The sequence below is a fragment of the Deltaproteobacteria bacterium genome, from assembly GCA_016874755.1.
Lineage (GTDB): Bacteria > Desulfobacterota > Binatia > UBA9968 > UBA9968 > DP-20.
Genome location: VGTH01000013.1, coordinates 80,319 through 102,168, shown reverse-complemented (window position 1 = coordinate 102,168; position 21,850 = coordinate 80,319). Strand labels below are relative to the sequence as shown.

Below are 21,850 nucleotides of genomic sequence, written 5' to 3'. Positions count from 1 at the left end.
AGGCGCAAAGGACGCCAAGGATAATTATTTTCTTTGCGGCCTTTGCGCCTTTGCGCGAGGTGTTCTTAAATCCTAATTCAATGCGTACAACGTTTTGGCGTTGTCGCAGAGAATCTTTTCTTTGATCTTCGCGTCGACGCCTTCCATGCGCTGAAATTCATTCAACGCCGTCACTGCGCTGGATGGATCGGTGTGGCCGTAGTCGGTGCCGATCACCAGGCGATTCTCGCCGGCATAGGTGATCACATAGGGCACGTCGTCGTTGGTTTGGCAGGTAACGAAAATATTGTGCTCTTCGAAAACATTTTTCGGAAAACTCCGGCCTTGAACTTTATAGCGGATGGCCGCTTCGCGGGCCAGCCAGGGCACCCACTGCGATGACGCCTCGATGAAGCCCCAGCGGAGTTTGGGAAAAGTTTCATGCATGTGGCTCATGATGACATCGAAGCATGCCGTCACTGTGGGCACACGGAACTGCGCGAAGCGGCCCGCCGGCGCCAGGCGATAAAGATCGGCGTTCTCCGGGTTGCCGTTAGCGATGTGCACGGCGATGGAGAGATCGAGATCGCTCGCGGTTTGGTAAATCGGGTAGAAGCTTGGATCGGACAAGTGCCGCTCGCCTTCCAACGGCCGCATGCAGACGGCGACGCCGCCATTGTCTTTGGCGAATTTGACTTCTTCCACCGCCGCGTCGATATCCATCACCGGCACCACAGCAGAGTAAAAGAGCCGGCCATGGCTTTTTCTCCAGATATCGGCAAGCCAGCGGTTCCAACTGCGGCACAGCGCGACTTCCACCTTGGGCCGGGTCGTGATCTGCTCGATCCAGAAAGTGTTGTGCAGCACCTGAATGTCGATACCCAGCTCGTCCATATGCTTGAGGCGGAGCTCGACGTCGTCGAGTTGGCGCGCCGCCTGCGGCGTTTCGAAATTGCGCCCAGCGCGCTCGGCCAAGGCATGGAGCTCGCGCTCGTTCAAAGTCGGAAAGCGAAAGCCGGCGATTTTATCGTCGATCACCCAGTATTGCCGGGTGGCGTCTTCGGGAGTGGAAAATAATTTGGGCCGGTACTTGCGCTCGGATTCGTCGAGGTAGTCCCAGGTGTGCTCGGTCTCAATCACGTGAGCGTCAGCATCGATGACCGCAAAGCGTTTGTCCATGCGCGATTCCCTCCTTGATAGCCGTCTTTGGGCTCGACGTTAGTGCAGGGGGGATCGGCTGTCAAGAAAAATGCCAAAACGGCAAGTGACGACTCCGGGACGCGAATAAACGCCGGTCAGTTTTTTTGCAAAATCGGTTGACCTTACAGGCCGGGTCTTGTAAAAACCGTGAGTCCGTCGGTGTCCGCCATGAATCCGGGAAAACCTACGCGCCAGCCGCGCTCGAAGCCCGAGGGCATTTCCTATAGAGCGCTGCTCCTGCTTAGCTTAAGTTGTCTTTCGCTATTGTGTTTCACCGTGCCAGCGAATTTGCTGCCGGAGGACATTTCCGTCGCCAATCTCGCACGCACGAGTGAGCAGCGCATTGCCATCAAGGTCGATCGCAGCGAAGGCTTGATGGCTGTGCTGCAGCGCCACGGGGTTGAGCTTTCATTGGCGCAGCAGTTGATCGGGAAAATTTGGTGGGCGGTGAACTTCAAGGATGCTCCAGCGGTTCAACGATTCGATCTCGTGGTCGGCGGCGCCGAGAGGCGCGTTCGGGCACTGGAATTTTTTTCACAGGAGCACGCCGTGCTGGCCACCGCGATCGCTGACGGTTGGCACATCGAACGGCGGCGCATCGAGGAGATTGAGGCGAGCCGCACCGTGCGCGGCAGAGTGGTGCGGGACTTCGCGGGTAGCGTCAGAACCGCGGGTTTGCCGGAGGAGTTGATTTTGCAGCTAGTCGAAATTTTCGAGCGCGATGCCGATCTGCTCACCCAGAGCCGGCGCGGCGACGAATTTGCGGTGACTTTTGAAGAGCGGATCTATGAAGACGGCAGGCGCGTCAGCGGGCGCATTATCGCAGCGGCGTTAGTCGTGGGCCGGCGGCCGATGACGGCCTTTTATTTTCGCGATTTGTTGGGCAGCGGCGGCTACTATGATTCGCGCGGAGTGTCCTTACGCCGCGCGTTCCTAGACTCCCCGGTGAAATACGAACGAATTTCTTCCACCTTTGACCTCGCGCGGCCGGATCCATTGACCGGCGTTGAGCGGCCGCATGAAGCGATCGATTACGTTGCGGTGGAGGGAACTGCGGTGCACGCCATCGGTCCCGGTGTGGTCGAGTACGTCGGATCGCAGGGCAGCTATGGCAACCTGGTGCGCATCAAGCACGGCGGCGGCTACGCGTCGGCGTACGCGCATTTGTCATTGGCGTCGGATCATATTGCCGAGGGTACCAAGGTCGAAGCCGGCGAAGTGATTGGCTACGTCGGTCAAACCGGATACGCCACGGGGCCGCACTTGCATTTCGAATTCTCACGTAACGACGAGCGCATCGATTCTCTCGCCTTTGACATTCCCACTCCCGTGCTGACGCGCAAGGACTTAAAGCGATTCCAAGAAGAGCGTGATACCCTTGTCGCGCTGCTCCGACCTAAAGAAGCCAAGCCGGTGGCGATGGCCGCTGCCTCGACTACTAATCGGCGGCGATAGGATTCTGACAGAGTAAAAGGGCGGGAAAGAGTTCCCGCCCTTCGTTCAGTCGGGCTGCGAACTTACTTTAGATTCTTCGCGAAAAATTCGGTGGTGCGCTCCCAGGCTGACTTGGAGCAATCGGCGTTGTAGTTGGGGCCTTTTTCGTTGAAGAAGGCGTGGCCGGCGTCGTACCAATGGGACTCAAAGGGCACCTTACCTTCGCGTAGCTTGCCTTCGAGCGCGCGCCCCGCTTCCGGCGTAAATGACTGATCTTTTTCCGCCAAGTGGAGCTGCAGCGGCGTGGTGATGGTTTTGACGTCGCCGGCTTGTTCCGGCGGAAAGCCGTACCACGATGAACAGGCGTTGGCTTCTTTCACATACATGGCTGACAGCACGGTAAGCGCGCCGCCCATGCAGAAGCCGACCACGCCGACTTTGCCGCCTGACTGTTTCAAATATTGCACGGCGCCGCGCACGTCCTGGGTCGCGGCATCGCCGAAGTTTAGATTGGTCATCATGTGCTTCGCTTCCGCTACGTCGAGCGCGACTTTGCCTTTGTACAAGTCGGGCACCAAGGTACGGTAGCCGAGCGCGGCGAAGCGGTCGCCGACGCTTTTGATCTGATCGTTGAGCCCCCACCACTCTTGAATAACCACGACCGCGGGCGCGTTAGGATTGCCCGCTGGCGTTGTCAGGTAGCCGTTGGTGTCGCTGCCATCCGGCCGTTTGAACGTGACCATCTGTCCCATGGTATACCTCCGTTAGATTGGTAAAAGTTTTTTAGTGTATTGCGGCGTATCAAGTCAACGAGGTTTGTTAAATTCGCTTGACAGGCCGTTAGCCCATCGGCATAGGATCGAGCGCTTGAACAACGGAGGGCCCAAGCGATGAAAAGCGCCTACGGATTGAAAGTTCCTGAACCGGCTGCCGAGCTGACGCGTGTCGGTCCGGGCACGCCCTGCGGTGAGTTGATGCGCCGCTATTGGCAGCCAGCGTGCCTCTCCAGTGATTTGCAGGAGCTGCCGAAAATGGTGCGCCTCCTCGGCGAAGATTTGATCGCCTTTCGCGACGGTCAAGGGCGCGCCGGTTTGTTGTTTTTTCGCTGCAGCCATCGCGGTGCGTCGCTCGAATACGGCCGCGTCGAAGAACGCGGTCTGCGCTGCTGCTACCACGGTTGGCTCTACGATGTTGAAGGCAACGTGCTGGAGATGCCGCTTGAGCCGGCGCACAACCCGTTTCTCAAACAGATACAACATCCCGCCTATCCGGTGCGTGAGCACGGCGGGCTTGTCTTCGCCTATATGGGACCGCTCGACAAGATGCCCGAGTTTCCCATCTACGATGTTTGGCAAAACCAAGGCGGCAGGCTCACCGCGCGCATGGGGCCGCGCATCGGCGGTCCGGTGAATTGCAACTGGCTGCAAGCGGAAGAAAATTTGATGGATGCGCTGCATACGTTCTGGCTGCACACCCTGCATAGCGCGCCGCAATTTCCCTCGCGCGCTTATGGCATTCCACCCGACGAATTAAAATATGAGGAAACTTCAATGGGCATGCGCTTCGTGCTCAACCGCAAGTTGGAAACCGGCCAATGGTGGGAACTGATTTGGGAGATGATCATGCCGCTCAACATCCACCTGGTCTATACCGACGAGCCCAAGACCGAGCGCGTGCAGGCGGTCACCTGGTGCGTGCCCGTTGACGATGAGCACCAGCTGGGCGCGAGCATTCGTTGGATTCCCGATAGCGGATACAACCAAACTGCCGGCCGCGAACAGCTAAGCCCGGCCGGCCGCAAGAATGTGAGCTATGAGTACACGCAGCGCCACCCTGACGACAAAGAGGCGGTGGAAGGGCAGGGGCCGATCGCGCTGCACGGCCTGGAACATCTGGTTTCGTCGGACAGAGGCGTGGTGATGTTTCGGTCGATGCTGCGCAAGGCGGTTCAATCTGTGCAGCGCGGCGAGGATCCGAAAGGTATTCTGCGCGATGCCGCGGCGGCCGCACGGGTAGCGACCACGGCAGGTAGTGTCGTGCGTGCAGCCTAGACGATTTTCACGGGCACAGGCGCACCTTCAGCGAGTCGCGTTGACCAACTCTTGCGGTGCTCCGCTCGGGCCGCCGACCGCGGCATCGTAGTTGCGCTTGGTGTAATCCGCGACCAGTGTGACGATGCGGCTGAGCATTGCGTTGTCCTGTCCGCCCACGGTGACGGCGCCGCTCCAGCTGGCGGCGCGCTGAAGAAACTCCGGCTCGGCGATGAGCTTGCCCGATGCCTTGTCGGTGTATTTGATCTTCATGAGCACGGCAGAACTGCCGGCCAGCGGCCCGGCCCAAAATCTCGCCGCGCCGCCGATGAATTTGATGTGCTCGATTCTTGGCTCGATAACTATCGTCCGCACCGAAGGGCTTTGCGGGGCTTTGCGATTCCAGCCCGCGACGATCGGGGTGATGTCGGTATCGAAGTATTCTTGGATCTTCGCCGCCGCTTTCAGGTTTGCCTCATGATCGGAATAGCTGTCGCTCAGGGCGACACGCTGCAGCTCAAAGCTTCCGAACGCTGAGAGCCTTTCGGCCGGAGCGGGGTTGTGGACCGTGGACGGCTTGATGTAGGTTGTTGCGCAACCGGCGAGCGGTAACATTGCAACGAGAACGAGGCCAAGATAGCGCTTATACTTCAATGCGTTTTCTCCTTCGAAACTAACCTCTCGGGGCGAGGGTCCGTCGCCCTATCAGAACCTCGAAGTTGGGAGCGATTCCTGTAGCATTTACACGATGTCAGGAAGAGGAAGCAATCACCCCGCCGAAAATTGTCGATGGCCTTCGATCCGCGCGATAATCTCACGCCGGGCGTCGGCCGCCAACTCAGTAGGAACTTGGGCGCTGCTGCGGTGCCAACGCTGGAGCCATTCGGGGCCCAATAGTCTTGGTCTAAGCGGATGGAGCCCAGCGCCGTCGGCTCGATTGAAAGCGACGGTGGTTTCCGTTTTAGGACCGGTGCCGATGCCCTGCGCAACGAAGAAGCCAGCGCTCAATAGCGCGGCGCGTACAAGTGTCGAGGCGGAGTAGGTGTAAAGCTCGGTATTTTTTCCGGCGCATTGGCGAAAAATTTTGGCGAAGATTGTGCCCGTCCACAGCTGGTTGTCGCTCTTGTAAGAAAACGGATCGTAGAAGATCAAATCGGGTGGTTCTGCTGACGCTATGGAGTCGGAGAAATCGCCGGCGATCAATTCCCAAAGTAATTGCCCGTTGTCGTGTGTCCATCTGCCGTGCCCCAGGAGCGCCGCCGGGGCGCTGTGCCAAAGGTGCGGAAAGTTGCCGGAATGTTTGAGTGCCAGCTTTAGCGGATCGCAATCCTGCTCGAAGCTAAACAATCTGACGGCGCGCAGCGCGTCAACCGCGCCCTGATTTTCGAAGCAGTGCACGACCGCCATCGCATTGGTGGCCGCGCCAAGTCCGACGTCCCAGATGATCAGCTCCCGATCCACCAGCCCTGGGTCAGTTAAGCGCTGCGCCAGCGCCGATTGCTCGATGTATAGCGTGTTTGCTTCTTCGCTTGGCGGGGTGACCGAATGCATGACTTCGCCGGAGCTTTTTTGCTTGATGCTGAAGAATCCCTGCGGCGATTTGTAGATTTCGTAATCGCCTAAGCTCGGTGTTTTTGCGGTCTTGGGTTTGCGCGGCGTGCGCGTTGGATGGTCGCCATCGGTTAGCAGTAACTCGCTGGTTTTGCTGCGATAGAATGCGGCGAAGTCGCCGCGCAGAATGCTCGCGCGCATGTCGCTCATGAGCCGGTGATAGAAAGTCAGGTTGTGCTGCCCCAGCAGATGCCAGCCGAGAACTTCATCAGTCTTGATCAGGTGATGCAGGTAGGCGCGCGAGTAGTGGCGGCAAGTCAGACAGCGGCAATCGTGATCGAGCGATTGGTCGCTCAGCCGATAGACGGTGCGGCGCAGCTGCAACTTGCCGCGCGAAGTGAAGGCCACGCCACGCTGCGCCAGTTGCGATGGTATGATGCAGTCGAACATGTCGATGCCTCTGTGGACGCATTCGAGCAGATCGCTGGGCGTGCCGACGCCCATGAGATAGCGCGGCAGCTGTTTCGGCAATTCGCTAGTGACCAACTCGGTCATCTCATAGCACTGGCTGGCGGTTTCGCCGACCGCGAGACCGCCAATGGCCAAGCCATCGAACGGCAGTTGGCGCAAAGCGGCGACACTCTGTCGGCGCAGATCGGCATGGCAAGCGCCTTGAATTATGCCGAACAGCGCTTGGTCAGGATTGCTGCGCGCGCGCAAACTACGTTCCGCCCAGCGACGGGTAAGCTCCATTGCCGCTTTCGCGTGCGCGTGGGACGCGGTGGAGGGGATGCACTGGTCGAGGACCATCATGATATCGCTGCCCATGGCTTGCTGTATGGCGATGCTCGACTCGGGCGATAGCATGTGAGTCTTGCCGTCCACGTAGCTTCGAAAGCGCGCGCCGCTTTCGTCCATCTGGCGCGCGTGGGGCAGAGAAAAAATTTGATAGCCTCCCGAGTCGGTGAGCACCGGCCCATCCCAGTTCATGAAACGGTGAATGCCGCCGAATTTTTCGAAAACCTCACGGCCAGGGCGAAGCAACAAGTGATAGGTGTTGGCGAGCAGTATCTGACTGCCGGTTTGCTTCAGCGTGTCGACGGTCTGGCCTTTGACGGTGGCTTGCGTCGCCACGGGCATGAAAACCGGCGTTTCAATGACACCATGTGCGGTGTGCAAAGTGCCGGCGCGCGCGTCGGATAGGGAGGACTCTTTTTCAAGGGTAAATTGCAAAATTCGATTTTCACCACGAAGGCGCGAAGATCACGAAGGTAAGAAAAGAAACAAGCAAAATATTTTTTCCGGACTGCGTGTCCTTCGTGGTGATTCTTTCAGTGGGCCGATTTTTTTCGTCCGCTCGGTTTGTCCAGCGCTTCGCCCCAACGCGATAAAAAAGTCGTAACGAAGCCGTGCTCATGGGCCGATTCCACCGCCAGTGGCGCGAGTGCCAGCGCCACGGCGAGCGCAATATGATACCCGATCGACCGCGACGCCAGGGCGCGCCGATAGGCGGGATGGGCGCGGTTGATCCACACAGTCGATTCGACCAGGCGGCCCATTTCCGGATCGTCGGGGCGATCGTCAAATTGAATGTCGAGCCCGTAATGGGCCGGCCGGCGGGGTCCGGACTGGCCGGTGAGCATGATCGAATTGCCATTGGCATCGGGTTGCAGTGAAGACGTCGTTTGTTTTGCCGGCGGGAGAGGGGCCGAATTACCGGTGGTGCTGCCACCACTTGGTGGTGGTGTGCTGCCGTAGCTTTCTGCCTGTTCCATAACAGACGCGGCAACTAGACTCGCGCCGTCAAGAATTTTCGCCCCGGTGCCGAGCGGTAAACGTTTTTGCCCCCCCGGCGCGCTGTTCAACCAGGGAGGCGAGCAACGGGAAGTCCAGCGCCAAATCTTCGAGCACTTGGGCAAGATCGCGCTGCAGCGGCCGCACTTCTTTCGGCGGCGCTTCTTCGACACTGCCGCGCTCGTCGCCCCAGGCGCCGAGCTGGCGCGCCACCGCTTCTTGAATCGCTTTGCGAAAACCCAGGTAAGTCGCGCCACGCGGGCCGACGCGGATGAAATCGCCTTTGTTCAGTGTCAAGCAGGCCGCCAGGTCGGGCACTTCGATCAGGCCGCCGACGCGCTCGGGTGTCGATGGTGTCATGCCGAGCCAATCCCAGCCGCGGCGAATCACTTTGCCGTAGGTGCTGATCGCCAAACCGCGCCGCTCCTCCGGCAGAGCCGCATCGTCACGCAGCAAATAGCCAAAAGCCGAAGGCTTGCGCTTGCGCATCAGACGAATTTCCAACGGCGCTTGTAGCGGCGCTTGCCAGGGTTGTTTTTCCAGTGTTCGGCCGTTGATCGCGATCGCGATGCCTTTCGGATAGTGGGGCGCGAGGGATTGATCGAAAGCTGGATCGAGCAACGGTTGAAAGTGGCGGCGCAGCGTTCCTTCCAAGAAACCGGGATCGAGCAGCGGCGACAGCGCGTTATCAACGGTCAAACGCACGGCGGTGCCGCGCTCGGCGACCATGCCGGGCGCCGGCGTCCACTTCCATGGCGCGCGGTGGCGTGAAGCCATGTGCCAGGTGGTGGCCACATGGTTTGCACCCCGCCGGGTTTCCGTGAGCACCTCCTCGCAGACGAGCAAGCCCAGCTTGATGCCCACGCCGGCAAAGCCGATGCCTTCGCCGCGGGTCTTGGTGCTCGAGGCGATGTCATGGTAGCGCGCCAGGTCGCGCCGCTGCATGCCCGAGCCGTTGTCGATGGCGGTCATCGTGCGCTGCGCGGTATCGCAATCGAAACGAATCTGCGTCGCCCCTGAGTCGAGCGAGTTGGCGACAATTTCGGTAAGGATGGTCTCCTCGATGGAGCCGGGATAGGCGTCGCGCAGGTCCTCAAGCAAGTGGCGGAGATCGACGCGGGTCTCACCCATGGCGATACTCGATGACGGAAACATTCATGGCCATGGGCCATGAATGGCTTATCGGGCGCGCCATTTCAAGGCAGTGGAACTTGCAGGAAATATGCGAATCGTTATCAGCGGTTCGAAGGGAAAAAAAGCCGGTCTAAAACGCCGGCCAGCCACTGGCCGACAACCATCATCACCACGAACATGATCACGGCCGGAGAGCCCGTGCTCAGGGACGCTAGCGCGGGCCCAGGGCAAAAGCCGGCGACGCCCCAACCGACGCCGAAAATGATCGCGCCGGCAACCACGCGCCCATCGACTCGAATATTGCTGGGGAAATAGAAACGGTCGGCAATGAAAGGTTGTCCCAGACGCGTGACCAATGGAAAAAGCGGCAGGGTGACCCCGAGGGCGCCGCCCATGACGAATAGTAAAGTCGCATCCCAGCGGCCGGTCACGTCGAGAAAGGCCACCACCCGAGTTGGATCGGTCATCTTGCCGAGTGACAGTCCAAAGCCGAATAAGACGCCCGCAATAAAAATACTCACGATAACCTGCTTAATAAGAAATATGGCGCCGCAGATAGACTGTAATCATCGCGACAATCATGAACGTCAGGGTCTCGACTAAAGAACGCTTCGAGCGGCGCGCCAATCCGCAAACGCCGTGCCCCGACGTGCAACCCGAGCCCAACTTGGTGCCAAAGCCAACCAAGAGGCCCGCGAGCAGCAGCGGAATCCGTTCGGCCTGCAGCTGCATGGGTGGGGTGCCACGCAAAAAGGTGTAAAGGTGGGCACCGACGACGATGCCGAGTACGAATGTAAATCGCCAAAGCTTTTCGCGTTTCGAGCGGTGGCTAAAGATGCCGTCGAGTATGCCGGAGACACCGGCGATACGGCCGTGGAATGCGAGCAAGATGACGGAAGCGAAACCAATCATCGCTCCGCCAATCAGCGCGGCGGTGATATTGACGTCGGCCATGGGCTTGGTAGGGGAGAGACCCTCTTTAAGATTTTCCTTTAGCTTTAGCCTTCGCTTCGTCGATCGCCGGTTGCACTTTTTTTCTGAGCCCAGGGTTCAGCTGAAATGCCTTTTGAAAATCGCCTTCGGCGTCTTTGTCCTTGCCTTGGTGGATGCGCATGACGCCACGGTAGATATAGGCTTCGGCGTTGTTCGGCTGCAGGCGAAGGACCTCACTGAAATCGCGGGCGGCGTAGTCGAACTTTTCCAACTGCAGATAGGCGAGGGCACGATTAAACGGCGCTTCGGGGTCCTTGGGGTTGAGCCGGATCGCTTCGCTATAGTCTTCGATGGCGGCTTCGCGCTTGCCGGTTCGCGATTTGACTAGCCCGCGATTGTAGTAGGCTTCGGCATGCTTTGGGTTTAGGCGCAGGGTGTCATCGAAGTCGCGAATGGCATTGTCATATTTGTTTGAATCGGCGTGGGCGATGCCGCGGTTGTAGTAGGCATCGACCAGTTTGCCGTCGAGCCGGATCGCTTCGTCATAGTCTTTGATCGCGTCGTCTTTTTTATTCAGGGCGAGCAAACAATTCGCCCGGTTGTAGCGGGCATCGGCGTCTTTGGGGTTGACGCGCAGCGCTTCACTGTAATCCTTGAACGCGTCTTCGTAGCGGCGCGCGTCGAAGTGCAAGCTGGCGCGGTTGACGTAGCTGCGCCCGTCGTCGGGCGCGAGCTTGATCGCCGCGTCGTAATCTTTGATTGCCAGCGCATCGCGCTTGAGGCGGCGATGAGCGTTGCCGCGATTGTAAAAAGCCTCGGCATCTTTAGGGTTTAACCGAATCGCTTCGCTGTAGTCTTTGGCCGCGGCTTCGTTTTGGCCAAGATCGTAGTAAGCGTTGCCGCGATTGAAATAGGCTTCCGCCATTTTTGGGTAGGTCTTGATGACATTGTCATAGAGAACGATCGCTTCTTTGATCTTGCCGGCATCGTGCAATTCGAGGGCTACTTTGAGCGGCTCTTCGACTTGCGCGGCGGTTGCCGGAGAAAGCGCAAAGAGCACGGCGCTCAGGGCACTGCAAAGTCGTGAGCCGGGAGCGCGGAGCCAACCGCGAAGGGTCGGCAGAAACCGTACGTTGGTTTTGGCCATTATTTCTTTACCGTCGCCGCGATTGTCAGCATGGAGTCGAGCTTGTCTTTCAGGGATGGGTCGAGCTCGGCGGCTTTCTTGAAATCTTGCTGCGCGCCATCGCGATTTTCCTGGCGCAGCTTGACCATGCCGCGGTTGGCGTAGATCTTGGCATTCTTGCCGTCGAGCTTGAGCGCTTCATCGTAGTCCTTCAGCGCGAGATCGAATTTCCCCAGGAGCGTCTGGCTGTTAGCCCGATTGTTATAAGTCTCAGGGTTCTTTGGGTTGAGCTTGATCGCTTCACTGTAGTCTTGGACCGCCAGCTCCTGTTTGCCCAAACGGCGGTGCGCCAGACCACGGGCATCGTACGTGTCTGCGTCTTTCGGATTCAGTTTGATGCCCATGTTGAAGTCGGCAATCGCTTTTTCAAATTGCGCCAGCTTGGCGTAAACCGAACCGCGGCTGTTGTAGGCTTCGATGAATTTGTTGTTGCGCTTGATCGCTTCATCATAGTCTTTGAGGGCGGTTTGATACTGCTTGGCGGAGGCGTAGGCAGTGGCGCGGTAATAGTAGGCGTCGGTCAAATCGGGGTTGAGCCGCAAGGCTTCGTCGTAGTCTTTGGTCGCCTGAAACGTCTCGCCGAGCTTGGCGTAGGCGGTGCCGCGGGCGAGATAGGCTGCCGCCGCTTTGGCGTCGGCTTTGATCGCTCGGTCATAGGCGGCGATGGCTTCTTTGAGTTTGCCAGCTTTGTGATGCTTGACGCCCTCGTTGAAAGCGTTTTGCGCTTCGGCGGCGAACAGCAGCGCGCACCATGCCATGGCCGGAAAAAAAACGCTCCAGAAAATGCTCTTGGTTGCTTTCATGGTCTCGAAAATGTTTAACCCATGCGACTATCAATGTCCATCCTGGTTGGCTCCGCGCCGCCGCCGCGGTGCCGGTATTTCCCTAGACAAACCGGCAAAAAAGGCATAAGAATCGGGTATTAAACAATGATCCACAGGAGGACCTCCCTATGACCACGCCGGCTGCGGTGAAACGTACCGCGGAACAGGTATTAGGTAATGATAAGATCGTCTCCTCCGACTCCCACATCATGGAGCCGGAAGACCTTTGGACCAAAAACTTGACCCCGAGCCTGCGCGCCAAGTATCCGAAATTTCCCCCGCGCAACGCAGTCGGTGAGAAGCCCGGCGGCTACGACCCGAAGGCGCGTTTGGATGAAATGGCGGTTGACGGCGTCAGCGCGGAAGTGCTTTATGCAACCTTTGGGTTGCGCTTGTTCTGTCTGGAAGACGCCGAGCTGCAAGAGGCCTGCTTTCAGATCGCCAACGATTGGATGATGGATTACTGCAAAGGGGCGCCGGGCCGTTTATTCGGCATCCCGAACATCTCGATGTACAACATCCCCAACGCCATCAAAGAGCTGGAGCGCTGCAAAAAGAACGGCATGATTGGCTGCATGATCTGGCAAGTGCCGCCGGAAAATTTGCCGTTTACCAGTGACTATTACAATCCATTCTGGGAAGCGGCCTCGGAGCTCGACATGCCGGTCAACGTGCACATCTTGACCGGTTTCAACTACAGCCGTTTCGATCGTCACGGCTTGGACACTTACCGGATGACCGTCAACCAGAAACTCACCGACGCGGCGAACACGCTATTCGATTTCGTCTTCGGTGGGCCGTTGGCCAAATTTCCGAAGCTCAAGATCGTTTACGTTGAAAATGAAGTGGCGTGGATTCCTTTCCATGCCCACGAGTGGGACAAGTACTACGTCCGCCACAGCCACAAGGCGCCGCTGCCGTACATGAAGAAGCTGCCGAGCGAATATATCAAAGACCAAGTCTACGCGACCTTTTTTAGCGACCCGGCGGGCGGCCGCATGATGGACTGGTTCGGCGAAGACAATTTCATGTGGTCGAGCGACTACCCGCATGCCGCCTCGACCTGGCCGCATTCGCGCCAGGTGATCGCGGACGAGCTCGGTCATTTGCCGAAACCGATCATCGACAAAGTGGTGCGGCAAAACGTGCTCGATCTTTATCATCTAAAGGTTGACGGGGTTAACGCCTAAAGAAATTAAATTCTAGAGAGGAGATACTCATGCAAGCAGCCAAAAAACTCGCGCCGACGGAAAAACCGAAGTCGCAAAAGTTCTCGCTGAGAACGCCTTATATGAAACAGGGCCGCATCACTCAGCTTGTCGCCGAGACTGAGAATATGTGGATTCACACCAAGATTAATTATGAAGGCGGTGAAAACGAGATCCACAGCCACCTTGACGAAGATCATTCCTTCATCGTTCTCGAAGGCCAGATGAGCGTCTTCGATGAAAACGGCAACGAGATGAAGCTGGAGAAATATCAGGGCGTGATGATTCCCAAAGGCGCTTATTATCGCTATCACAACACCGGCAAGGAAAACCTCGTCGTGATCCGGGTTGGCGCTGGCATCAAAGGCCAACCGCAGGGCGGCGTCGAAATGCGTATCCGCCCGGATGGCAAGCCGTTATTGGCGGACTCGGCGGAAAACAAGACCGTGCCGCCGATCGAAGATAACCGTTTCTTCGCGGACTCGGCTGGATAGACAGCGAGTCGGGCCCAAACCGTATGTGCGCAATCACCGGCCACTGAGCAATCAGTGGCCGGCGTCGTTTTGAGGAGGCGTTATGGCGCAAGAAGTACGACCGATGCCGGAAGAAATGCCGCGCGAACTATGGCGCGGCTATGTGCCGACCAGCAAGCCTTGGCAAGGCAGGGTTAGTGAAATTTTTGTCGCGCCGGAGTCGGCTGCACCGATGGTTTCCTTGCCGAGCGTGCGTGCCTTTAAAGATCGCGGGCTGGAAGGGGACCGCTTTTTTCGCGACTCGTGGAACGCCGTCAACCGGCCGGACAAATCGGTGAGTCTAATCGAAGACGAGGTCTTGGAGCTGGCGGCTAACGAGCTTGGCGTGGCAAAGATCGGCATTCTGACGCGGCGCAATATCGTCACCCGGGGCGTGCCGCTGATCGAGCTGCTGGACCGCGAGTTCACTGTCGGTGACGTGCGCATGCGCGGCATCCGGTTGTTCGAACCCTGCGGCCATCTTGTCGCGGTCACCAAGCTGCCCGGCATTTTCAAAGCATTGGAACACCGCAGCGGCCTCAAAGCCGAGGTCTTGAGCGACGGCACCATTCGCACCGGCGCGGCGATCATGCTAGAGCAGGGGCTGCGCGCATCGTTGATTCAAGCGACGTTTTAAGCCAAGAGCAATTTTGACTGCACCACGAAGACGCAAAGAGCACGAAGTTCGGAAAGAAAGTAGACTCTTTTCTTCTCTCGTGGTGAACGAGTATTTACGCGGCTAGTAGGGTCGCACGATATGCAATTTGGACTTCATCTTCCGGCGTCGAGCGCCACGGTCAAGGCCGACGAGCTAGTGCGCTTTGCACAGCAAGCCGAAGCTTTGGGTTTCTATTGTTTGACGGTCGCCGATCATGTGATCGTGCCGACCAACATTTCTGTGCCCTATCCCTACACTGTCGACGGCAAGTATCCCGGCACGGGCTACCACCTTGAGACCCTGATGACGATGGGCTTTCTCGCCGGCGCGACGCAGAAAATTCGCTTCATCACCAGCGTCATGATCTTGCCGTATCGTAGCCCGATCGTCACCGCGAAGATGCTCGCCAGCCTCGATGTGCTTTCTAATGGGCGCGTCATCGTCGGCGCCGGCGTCGGCTGGATGAAGGAAGAATTCGAAAACTTGCAAGCGCCCGAGTACAGCGAGCGCGGCAAAGTGACGGACGAGTACATTCGAGCCTTTCGCGAATTGTGGAGTGCTGAGCGGCCGACATTTAAAGGTAAGTTCGTTAATTTCTCGAATCTGATTTTTCTCCCTAAGCCGGTGCAGAAGCCAGGGATTCCGATCTGGATTGGCGGCCATAGCAAGGCGGCGTTGAAACGCGCGGGAAGACTTGGCGACGGCTGGCATCCGATCGGCGGCGTGCCGACGATTCCGCTTGAACCGGAAGATGTCAAAAAGGACTGGCAGGTGATGGCCGAAGCCGCGCACCAGGCCGGTCGCGATCCGAAGACGCTTCGCGTCGCCCTCAAAGGTTCGTTGTTCGACAAGGAATTGAAAATTGCCGACCGACGCCGCCGCTTCATGGGCAGCGCCGACGACATTGCCGGCGACATCGTCGCCTATCGTGACGCCGGCGTCGACACGATGATCTTCGACGTGCGCCAACCCGATTCCAAAGCTACGTTGGAGCGCATGGAGTGGATGGCGAAAGACGTGTTGACGAAAGTTAAATAGTCGAACCTGTTTTGGGTTCTGGGTTTTGGGTTTAACTCGAAACTCGTAACTCGAAACCCAAAACTCCGAGGACAGAGCGCGTGCGCTTCTACATAAATATCTTAACGACCTACTTCCCTGACATCGATCCACCCTACGATGTCTACTATCAACAAATTCTTGAGCAGATCGAGCTGGCCGAAGAATTGGGCTGGGAATGCTTCATGTTCAACGAACATCACTTCCTCGGCTATGGGGGTTTGGTGGCAAATCCCGCGGTGCTTCTTTCGACAGCGGCGGCGCGGACGAAAAAGATTCGCTTGGGACCGTGCATCGCGATCTTGCCGCTGCGCCATCCGCTGCACACGGCGGAAGACTATGCCATGGTCGATGCGATCTCGGGTGGCCGGCTTGAGTTTGGCATCGGCTCGGGCAACACCGAGATGGATTATCGTGTCTTTGGTGTGACGCGCGAGAATGACCGTGAGTTAGCTGCGGAAGCGCTCGAAGTGATTCTCAAAGTCTGGGGCAGTGAGAAGGCGAGCCACAAAGGAAAATTTTGGCAGTTCGAAGAGCTGACGTTGTATCCCCGGCCCGTGCAACAACCCCATCCGCCCATCTGGGTCGCCGGCACTTCGATGGCGGGTTTGGGTTGGGCTGGGCGGCAGGGCTACAACATTATGACGGTTGGCCATCCCCACCCGCCTGAGAAAGTGGGGCCCGGCGTCGACGCGTGGAAAGCCGGACTGAAGGAGGCAGGGTTAAACGTCAGCGCGCGCCACTGTCAATTTCACGTGCGCACCCATGTGAACGAAAGCGCCGCGCACGGCAAAGAAATCGGCATGGCAGCGGTGACGCGCTACGATGAGATATCGCGTATCGGCCGTCGCTCCCTGACGGCGCCGCCGGCGCAGTACGACTGGGACATGATGCTCGCCACCGGCCGTAATAATTACGGCAATCCGGATCAGGTGATCCAAGGCATTCACAACGCCGCCAAGCATTACTACTTCGACACGTTAACTGTTACCTTCAACTATGGCGGTATCCCGCATGAAGAAATCAAGAAGTCGATGCGGCTGTTTGCCAAAGAAGTGATGCCGGCGTGGCGCTGAGCCGCCTTTCGGCGGTGTTTCGGGTTCCGGGTTCGCGAGCCGGAAAGAAAGCTGTTGCAAGTTTATTTACTTCCATGGCAACCCGGAACCCCAGACACTGCCAAGTCGCTAGCTCTCTGCCCGCAATGCCTCCAGCGCCGGCCGTTGGAAAATCCCCCAGCAGCCGAACACGCCCAAGGCAACGGTGATCGCCGTGGCGCTGGCCGTTATGGCCGCCATCGGAAGCGCCGCGACGACGGACACGGTGCCGAAGAAAAAATAGCTCAGCCCCCAGGTTGCTAGCGTTGCCAAGAGCGCGCCGGCGAAACAGGCGATCAAACTCAGGCACAGGTACTCGGCGACGATGACGGTGGCGATTTGGCGGCGCGGCGCGCCCAGGGTCTTGAGCAGAATGCTCTCGCGCAGCCGCTGCGAGCGGCGGCTCAAAATGGCGCTGGTGAGGACCGCGATGCCCGTCATGACCGTGAACAGGGCGACAAAGCGGATCGCGCTTGTAACGCGGCCCAAGATCGACTCCAGTGTGTCCAAGACCAAAGTCAGATCGATCACCGAGACGTTGGGAAAGCGCTCGACTACGGCGCGTTGAATTTTCGCCGAGAGTTCTTTGCTGTTGGCGCGCGTGACCATGGCGTGAAACTGCGGCGCTTGTTCGAGCACGCCGGCGGGGAAGACGACGAAGAAATTGGGTTGAATGCGCTGCCAATCGACTTCGCGAACGCTCGCGATTTGGGTGTCGAGCGGCACGCCTTGAAGGTCGAATTGCAGAGTATCTCCCAAGCCGACTTTTAACGTCTCGGCGATACCTTTTTCGATGGAAACGGGAATCGGCTGCTGTTCGATCGTGGCCTGCCCATGCCATTTACCTGAAATAAGTTTTTCGCTCTCCCAAAGCCGGTCGCGGTAGGTCGAGCGGTATTCGCGGCGCATGACCCAGGCCGGAATTACTTGCATCTTGTCGGCGCGGATCTCTTCGACGCTCCGCCCCTTGATGGCCGTCAAGCGTGTGGTCACAATCGGTACCGCTTCAAAACGGGGAATCCCGAAGGATTGGAATAACGCGGCAAGCTCCTTGCGTTGATCGCTCTGCACGTCGAACAGCACGAGATTGGCGTCGCCTTTGACGCCCCGTTCTTCCACCTGATGGAGCAGCATGGCGCGCGCGTTGTAGAGCGTCGCCAACAAAAATGTTCCCAGGCCGATGGCGAGCATGACGGCGACGGTTTGATTGTTCGGCCGGTGCAGGTTGGCGAGGCCCTGGCGCCAAGCAAACGGCCAGGTGCGCGGCACGATTTTGCGCAGCACCCGAGCCAGCCCCCAGGCGAGCGCAGTCAGAACCGCGAAGGAAGCGAGCACCCCGGCGGTGAACCACAGCGCGTGGAGCCAGCGGTGAGTGGTTAAATAGGCGAACGCGAAGATCAGCGATATGATCACGGCGCAAATAAGCCACACTATTGGGTCGCGCAGACTGCGGTGGTTTTCCACCGCGGCGCGCAGCGCCAGGGCCGGCGATATTTTTCGTAGGCTCAAAAGCGGCAAGAGCGCGAAGGCGACGGCGGTGGTCAGGCCCATGACGATGCCGAAACTGATAACATAGGGACTGAAGACTGCCGTCGACAGGCGCACCGGCAAGAGGTCTTTAAACGCCAGCGGAACGACGACTTGCAGCCCGACGCCGAGGGCTGCGCCGAGGGCGCAGCCGAGCAGCGCGGCGAACACGCTCTGAATCAAAAACACCGCGACGGCACAAGAACTACTTGAGCTGGATCGTTCTGAAAGCGCATACCAAGAACAACGCCGGGAACGTTACTTTGCGCTCGGCCGATCCACGGGATCCGCCCGACATCAACTTTCGCTACTTTGATGAAGGTAGCGACCGCGCCGGCGAGGATCTCGATGCGGTCGTGGAAGGCATCAAGTTTGTCCGCGGTATGACGGCCGATCTAAAAAACCAAGGCGCGATTGTTCAAGAAGAGTTGCCGGGTGAACGAGTTCGCAGCGATGAAGAACTGCGTGACTTCGTGCGCAACAACGCTTGGGGGCACCACGCTTCTTGCACCTGTCCGATCGGCGCGCGTGAAACCGGCGGCGTGCTCACCAGCGACTTTCGCGTCCATGGCACGCAAGGCCTGCGGGTCGTAGACGCATCGGTGTTTCCGCGCATCCCGGGGTTTTTCATCGTCAGTGCTGTCTACATGATCGGCGAGAAGGCGGCGGATGTGATTCTTGCCGAACATCCGGCGCGATGAGTTCTATTCCACCGGAGCTGTTCGCCCTGGCGAACGCCTTTCTGTTCGCCTTGCACAATGTCTTTACCAAAAAGGCATTGCCCCATTCCAATCCGGCAACTGGGGTGATCTTCGGATTGCTGATCAATATTGTTTTCCTCTGGACAATGGCGTTGATCATCGTGCCGATCGCACAGATTGCGTTAGCGACGACTTGGATCTTCATGCTTGTTGGATTATTCCAGCCAGGGTTGACCCGTTTACTCACCTATAAGGGCATCAATACGTTGGGCGTGGCGATTACCGACCCGATCCGCGCCAGCACGCCGTTGTTCAGCGCGATTTTGGCGATTATTTTTCTCGGCGAGCAGGTGACGCTGCCGATTGTCGTCGCCACGTTGATGATCATCGCCGGCATTACACTGCTCTCCTGGCGCACTGGCTCGATGAAACTCCTGGGTTCGGCGATGTTTCTCTGGTATCCGATCGGCGCTTCGGCGTTAGCAGGCGCCTCACAGGTGGTGCGCAAATTTGGCTTGGCCTCGGTGGCCCATCCGTTCTTGGCCGCGGCGGTCACCGCGACTTCATCGCTCGTCATCTCGTTGATCGTCATGGGGTACGTCGAGAAAACCCAGGAGACCTGGAAAGTGAACCGGCAATGCTTCTGGTGGTTTGTCGCCGCCGGCATCACGATCAGCCTCGGCATGACCTGCATCTACTATGCGCTCGACCTTGGCAAAGTGTCGGCGGTGATTCCGGTCAGCAGCACCGGGCCGCTATTCTCTTTGCTGCTGACCTGGTTGTTTCTGCGCGACGTCGAGCGGGTCACGCCGCGCATCGTCATCAGCGCATTGATGATCGTCGGCGGCGTGGCGCTGATCAGCCTATGGAAATAATGTTCGGGTAGTTTAACCGCAGAGAACGCAAAGAACGCAAAATAGCACGGGCGGCCGGTTGGTTGCCCGCGGATGTGAGCGTAGGGGTGCGATGGACGCGCCCGCTTCCCCTTAGCGCAATCGCGCCAGATAATGCCCGAGATCTTGGATGTCGCTGTCGCTGAGCTCCGACATCACGTCGGCCATCGAGGTGTCGTAGGCGCGCCGGCTGTTGTTCTTGTACTCGCGCAAAGCCTTGACGAGATAGTCTTCGCGCTGGCCAGCGAGGCGCGGCGCGTTTTTTTCACCGGAGAAATCTTGATTGTGGCAGAAGTTGCAGCGGTGCTGTGCGATCAGCGCGCGCGCTTTTGTGCTTCGTCCAACGTCGGGTGCCTCTGCTAGCGGCCGTGGTGCCGGCAGCTTCGAGAGCGCATCGGCCATGCGCTGCAAATGATCGTCGCTAGTGCCTTTCAACATCTCGTTCATTGGCTCGTGCACGCGCATGCGCTCGCGGTACATCAATAGCTGAACTGACAGATAAAAAGCCGGCTGGCCGCCAAGCGAAGGGGTTTCCGGTAGCAGCGATGTGCCGTTTGCGCCATGGCAGGCTGTGCACGGCGCGAGTTGATCTTCGATGGTGGCAGCGGAAGCGAATTTTTCGACGGCAAGAGGGAAAATTAGAGGAAGTGCCGACAGGGCGATTAGCCGTAACCCCCCTTTGGAAAAGGGGGGTGGGGGGGATTTTCTTAAGCGCACAGAGAGAAAATCCCCCTCAATCCCCCATTTTCAAAGGGGGCAACTCCGGCGCTTTCGTAAGTTCCCCGCAACGGCATTGCCAGTCTTGATCGTTAAAGTATTACCGGCTTGCCGTGCGCATGCCAGTGTAGGTCACGCGATACACCGCGCCGGCATAGTCGTCCGAGATCAGCATGGATCCATCTTTCATGAACTGGACGTCCACCGGCCGGCCCCAGTATTCGTTGTTTTGGAGAAAGCCGGTGATGAACGGCTGCACTGATTTCACGCTGCCGTCGACGTTCAACTTGGCGACCACGATGTCGCCGCCGACTTTCCTGGTGCGGTTCCACGAGCCGTGGCGCGCGATGAACGCGGCATTGCGATATTCGGCGGGAAACATCGATCCGGTGTAAAAGCGCATGCCGAGCGCGGCGCTATGCGGGCCGAGTAGCGCCACGGGCGGCGTGAACTCGTCACAGGAGCGGCCCCAGCCCATCTCGCGGTCGGTGAAGTTGCCCTGGTGACAATAGGGAAAGCCAAAGTGCTGGCCGACTTTGGTGACGCGGTTCAGCTCATCTTCGGGCAGATCTTCCGATAGCCAATCACGGCCGTTGTCGGTGAAATACATGTCTTTAGTAACCGGGTGCCAGTCAAAGCCAACGGAGTTACGCACGCCGCGGGCGAACACTTCGGCGCCGCTGCCGTCGAGATTGATGCGGCGGATTTGCGCATTTTCCTCGGGTGGCAGGCAAATGTTACAAGGCGCGCCGATGTTGATGTAGAGCTTGTTGTCCGGGCCGACGGCGATGAATTTCCAGCCGTGCGATTGATGATTCGGCAGATCGTCGTATATCACCACGGGCTTGCCCGGGTTGTCGATTTTGTCTTCGATGTTTTCCAGCTTGGAAATTTTCGTACCTTCGCCGATGTAGAGCGTGCCGCGATGAAAGGCGAGGCCGTTGGGTCGGTCGAGCCCAGCGGCGATGATTTTAGCTTCGCGCTTGCCATGGCGCTCGACGATCGCGTAGACCTTGTCGAGCTGGCGATTGCTGACAAACACCGTGCCTTTGTCGCCCAGCCGCAGCGAGCGCGCGTTGGGGATGCCGCTCAGATAAACGTCGATCTTGAACCCTTTGGGCATCTTCAGTTGGTTAAGCTGCAGCTTGTCGGCGGGGGTTGGAAACGGCGGCGAGGGCACGCCGCGCAGAGCTTTGGCGACTTCGGCGTTGGGAATGTCCGGTCGCCCGGGCACCGTGGTCGGCTGCTCGATCATGTGGGGCGCGGGCTTATCGCCGCGCGGCGCTGGGGGCGGCGTGCTTTGTGCGTCAACGAAAGCCGGCGTCGTGGCCAGCAGGAAAGCTGCGATGACAGTCTGCGAAATAGCGTGAATCGGCCTCATAAACCCTCCTGGTTACGTGGGTCGTTAGCGAGTTGCGA

At 58.4% G+C, this 21,850-nt stretch carries 21 protein-coding genes and 1 pseudogene; 9 read left to right on the top strand and 13 right to left on the bottom strand.

Annotation, left to right across the window (positions count from 1 at the left end):
* Positions 1-72 precede the first annotated feature (72 nt).
* Entirely contained in the window at positions 73-1,158 is a 1,086-nt protein-coding gene (locus FJ145_10370) for a hypothetical protein (protein MBM4261824.1), read from the bottom strand.
* 189 nt (positions 1,159-1,347) lie between these two features.
* On the opposite strand from FJ145_10370, the gene FJ145_10365 reads away from it, so the two are divergent.
* Positions 1,348-2,634, top strand: a complete 1,287-nt coding sequence (locus FJ145_10365) for a hypothetical protein (protein MBM4261823.1) — start codon at positions 1,348-1,350, stop codon at positions 2,632-2,634.
* 62 nt (positions 2,635-2,696) lie between these two features.
* Here the strand turns inward: FJ145_10365 and FJ145_10360 are convergent, their stop codons facing one another.
* Positions 2,697-3,365 carry a dienelactone hydrolase family protein gene (locus FJ145_10360; protein ID MBM4261822.1) on the bottom strand — a complete coding sequence of 223 codons (669 nt, stop codon included), beginning with the start codon at positions 3,363-3,365 and terminating at the stop codon, positions 2,697-2,699.
* A 138-nt stretch (positions 3,366-3,503) separates the two neighbouring features.
* On the opposite strand from FJ145_10360, the gene FJ145_10355 reads away from it, so the two are divergent.
* Positions 3,504-4,664, top strand: coding sequence for a Rieske 2Fe-2S domain-containing protein (locus tag FJ145_10355; GenBank protein ID MBM4261821.1), 1,161 nt, complete (start codon positions 3,504-3,506; stop codon positions 4,662-4,664).
* Positions 4,665-4,691: 27 nt separating this feature from the next.
* Here the strand turns inward: FJ145_10355 and FJ145_10350 are convergent, their stop codons facing one another.
* The 8 genes and pseudogenes from FJ145_10350 to FJ145_10315 all read right to left on the bottom strand — a co-directional run bounded on the left by FJ145_10350 (position 4,692) and on the right by FJ145_10315 (position 12,044).
* Entirely contained in the window at positions 4,692-5,297 is a 606-nt protein-coding gene (locus tag FJ145_10350; GenBank protein MBM4261820.1) for a hypothetical protein, read from the bottom strand.
* A 114-nt stretch (positions 5,298-5,411) separates the two neighbouring features.
* Positions 5,412-7,421 (bottom strand): annotated as a pseudogene (gene tgt, locus FJ145_10345) (tRNA guanosine(34) transglycosylase Tgt).
* A gap of 104 nt (positions 7,422-7,525) precedes the next feature.
* On the bottom strand, positions 7,526-7,969 hold the full coding sequence (locus FJ145_10340) for a hypothetical protein (GenBank protein MBM4261819.1): 444 nt from the start codon (positions 7,967-7,969) through the stop codon (positions 7,526-7,528).
* Positions 7,970-7,997: 28 nt separating this feature from the next.
* Positions 7,998-9,143 (bottom strand): hypothetical protein, encoded by a 1,146-nt coding sequence (locus FJ145_10335; protein MBM4261818.1) that lies wholly within the window; start codon positions 9,141-9,143, stop codon positions 7,998-8,000.
* A gap of 80 nt (positions 9,144-9,223) precedes the next feature.
* Positions 9,224-9,658, bottom strand: a complete 435-nt coding sequence (locus FJ145_10330) for a YeeE/YedE family protein (GenBank protein MBM4261817.1) — start codon at positions 9,656-9,658, stop codon at positions 9,224-9,226.
* The gene (locus FJ145_10325) at positions 9,654-10,076 is read right to left on the bottom strand and encodes a YeeE/YedE family protein (protein MBM4261816.1); all 423 of its coding nucleotides are present in this window, start codon (positions 10,074-10,076) and stop codon (positions 9,654-9,656) included. The genes FJ145_10330 and FJ145_10325 overlap by 5 nt, the downstream gene beginning before the upstream one ends.
* Positions 10,077-10,101: 25 nt before the next feature.
* Positions 10,102-11,202: a tetratricopeptide repeat protein gene (locus FJ145_10320; GenBank protein MBM4261815.1), complete on the bottom strand. Its 1,101-nt coding sequence runs from the start codon at positions 11,200-11,202 to the stop codon at positions 10,102-10,104.
* Positions 11,202-12,044 (bottom strand): tetratricopeptide repeat protein, encoded by an 843-nt coding sequence (locus tag FJ145_10315; GenBank protein ID MBM4261814.1) that lies wholly within the window; start codon positions 12,042-12,044, stop codon positions 11,202-11,204. The genes FJ145_10320 and FJ145_10315 overlap by 1 nt, the downstream gene beginning before the upstream one ends.
* A gap of 149 nt (positions 12,045-12,193) precedes the next feature.
* On the opposite strand from FJ145_10315, the gene FJ145_10310 reads away from it, so the two are divergent.
* The 5 genes from FJ145_10310 to FJ145_10290 all read left to right on the top strand — a co-directional run bounded on the left by FJ145_10310 (position 12,194) and on the right by FJ145_10290 (position 16,575).
* Positions 12,194-13,255, top strand: coding sequence for an amidohydrolase (locus FJ145_10310; GenBank protein ID MBM4261813.1), 1,062 nt, complete (start codon positions 12,194-12,196; stop codon positions 13,253-13,255).
* A gap of 29 nt (positions 13,256-13,284) precedes the next feature.
* Positions 13,285-13,767, top strand: coding sequence for a cupin domain-containing protein (locus tag FJ145_10305; GenBank protein ID MBM4261812.1), 483 nt, complete (start codon positions 13,285-13,287; stop codon positions 13,765-13,767).
* A gap of 82 nt (positions 13,768-13,849) precedes the next feature.
* Complete coding sequence (locus tag FJ145_10300; GenBank protein ID MBM4261811.1) at positions 13,850-14,422, top strand: hypothetical protein; 573 nt, start codon at positions 13,850-13,852, stop codon at positions 14,420-14,422.
* Between the two features lie 120 nt (positions 14,423-14,542).
* Positions 14,543-15,481, top strand: a complete 939-nt coding sequence (locus tag FJ145_10295; GenBank protein MBM4261810.1) for an LLM class F420-dependent oxidoreductase — start codon at positions 14,543-14,545, stop codon at positions 15,479-15,481.
* Between the two features lie 80 nt (positions 15,482-15,561).
* A complete protein-coding gene (locus FJ145_10290; GenBank protein ID MBM4261809.1) occupies positions 15,562-16,575 on the top strand; it encodes an LLM class flavin-dependent oxidoreductase in 1,014 nt (337 codons plus the stop codon).
* Positions 16,576-16,683: 108 nt separating this feature from the next.
* Here FJ145_10290 and FJ145_10285 read toward each other — a convergent pair whose 3' ends face one another.
* Complete coding sequence (locus FJ145_10285; protein MBM4261808.1) at positions 16,684-18,303, bottom strand: FtsX-like permease family protein; 1,620 nt, start codon at positions 18,301-18,303, stop codon at positions 16,684-16,686.
* Here FJ145_10285 and FJ145_10280 point away from each other — a divergent pair.
* Positions 18,255-18,821: a hypothetical protein gene (locus tag FJ145_10280; protein ID MBM4261807.1), complete on the top strand. Its 567-nt coding sequence runs from the start codon at positions 18,255-18,257 to the stop codon at positions 18,819-18,821. The genes FJ145_10285 and FJ145_10280 overlap by 49 nt on opposite strands.
* Positions 18,818-19,696 carry a DMT family transporter gene (locus tag FJ145_10275; GenBank protein MBM4261806.1) on the top strand — a complete coding sequence of 293 codons (879 nt, stop codon included), beginning with the start codon at positions 18,818-18,820 and terminating at the stop codon, positions 19,694-19,696. The genes FJ145_10280 and FJ145_10275 overlap by 4 nt, the downstream gene beginning before the upstream one ends.
* 111 nt (positions 19,697-19,807) lie before the next feature.
* Here FJ145_10275 and FJ145_10270 read toward each other — a convergent pair whose 3' ends face one another.
* Together FJ145_10270 and FJ145_10265 are read right to left on the bottom strand one after the other, a co-directional pair.
* Positions 19,808-20,371 carry a c-type cytochrome gene (locus tag FJ145_10270; GenBank protein ID MBM4261805.1) on the bottom strand — a complete coding sequence of 188 codons (564 nt, stop codon included), beginning with the start codon at positions 20,369-20,371 and terminating at the stop codon, positions 19,808-19,810.
* 160 nt (positions 20,372-20,531) lie between these two features.
* A complete protein-coding gene (locus FJ145_10265) occupies positions 20,532-21,812 on the bottom strand; it encodes a sorbosone dehydrogenase family protein (GenBank protein MBM4261804.1) in 1,281 nt (426 codons plus the stop codon).
* Positions 21,813-21,850 lie beyond the last annotated feature (38 nt).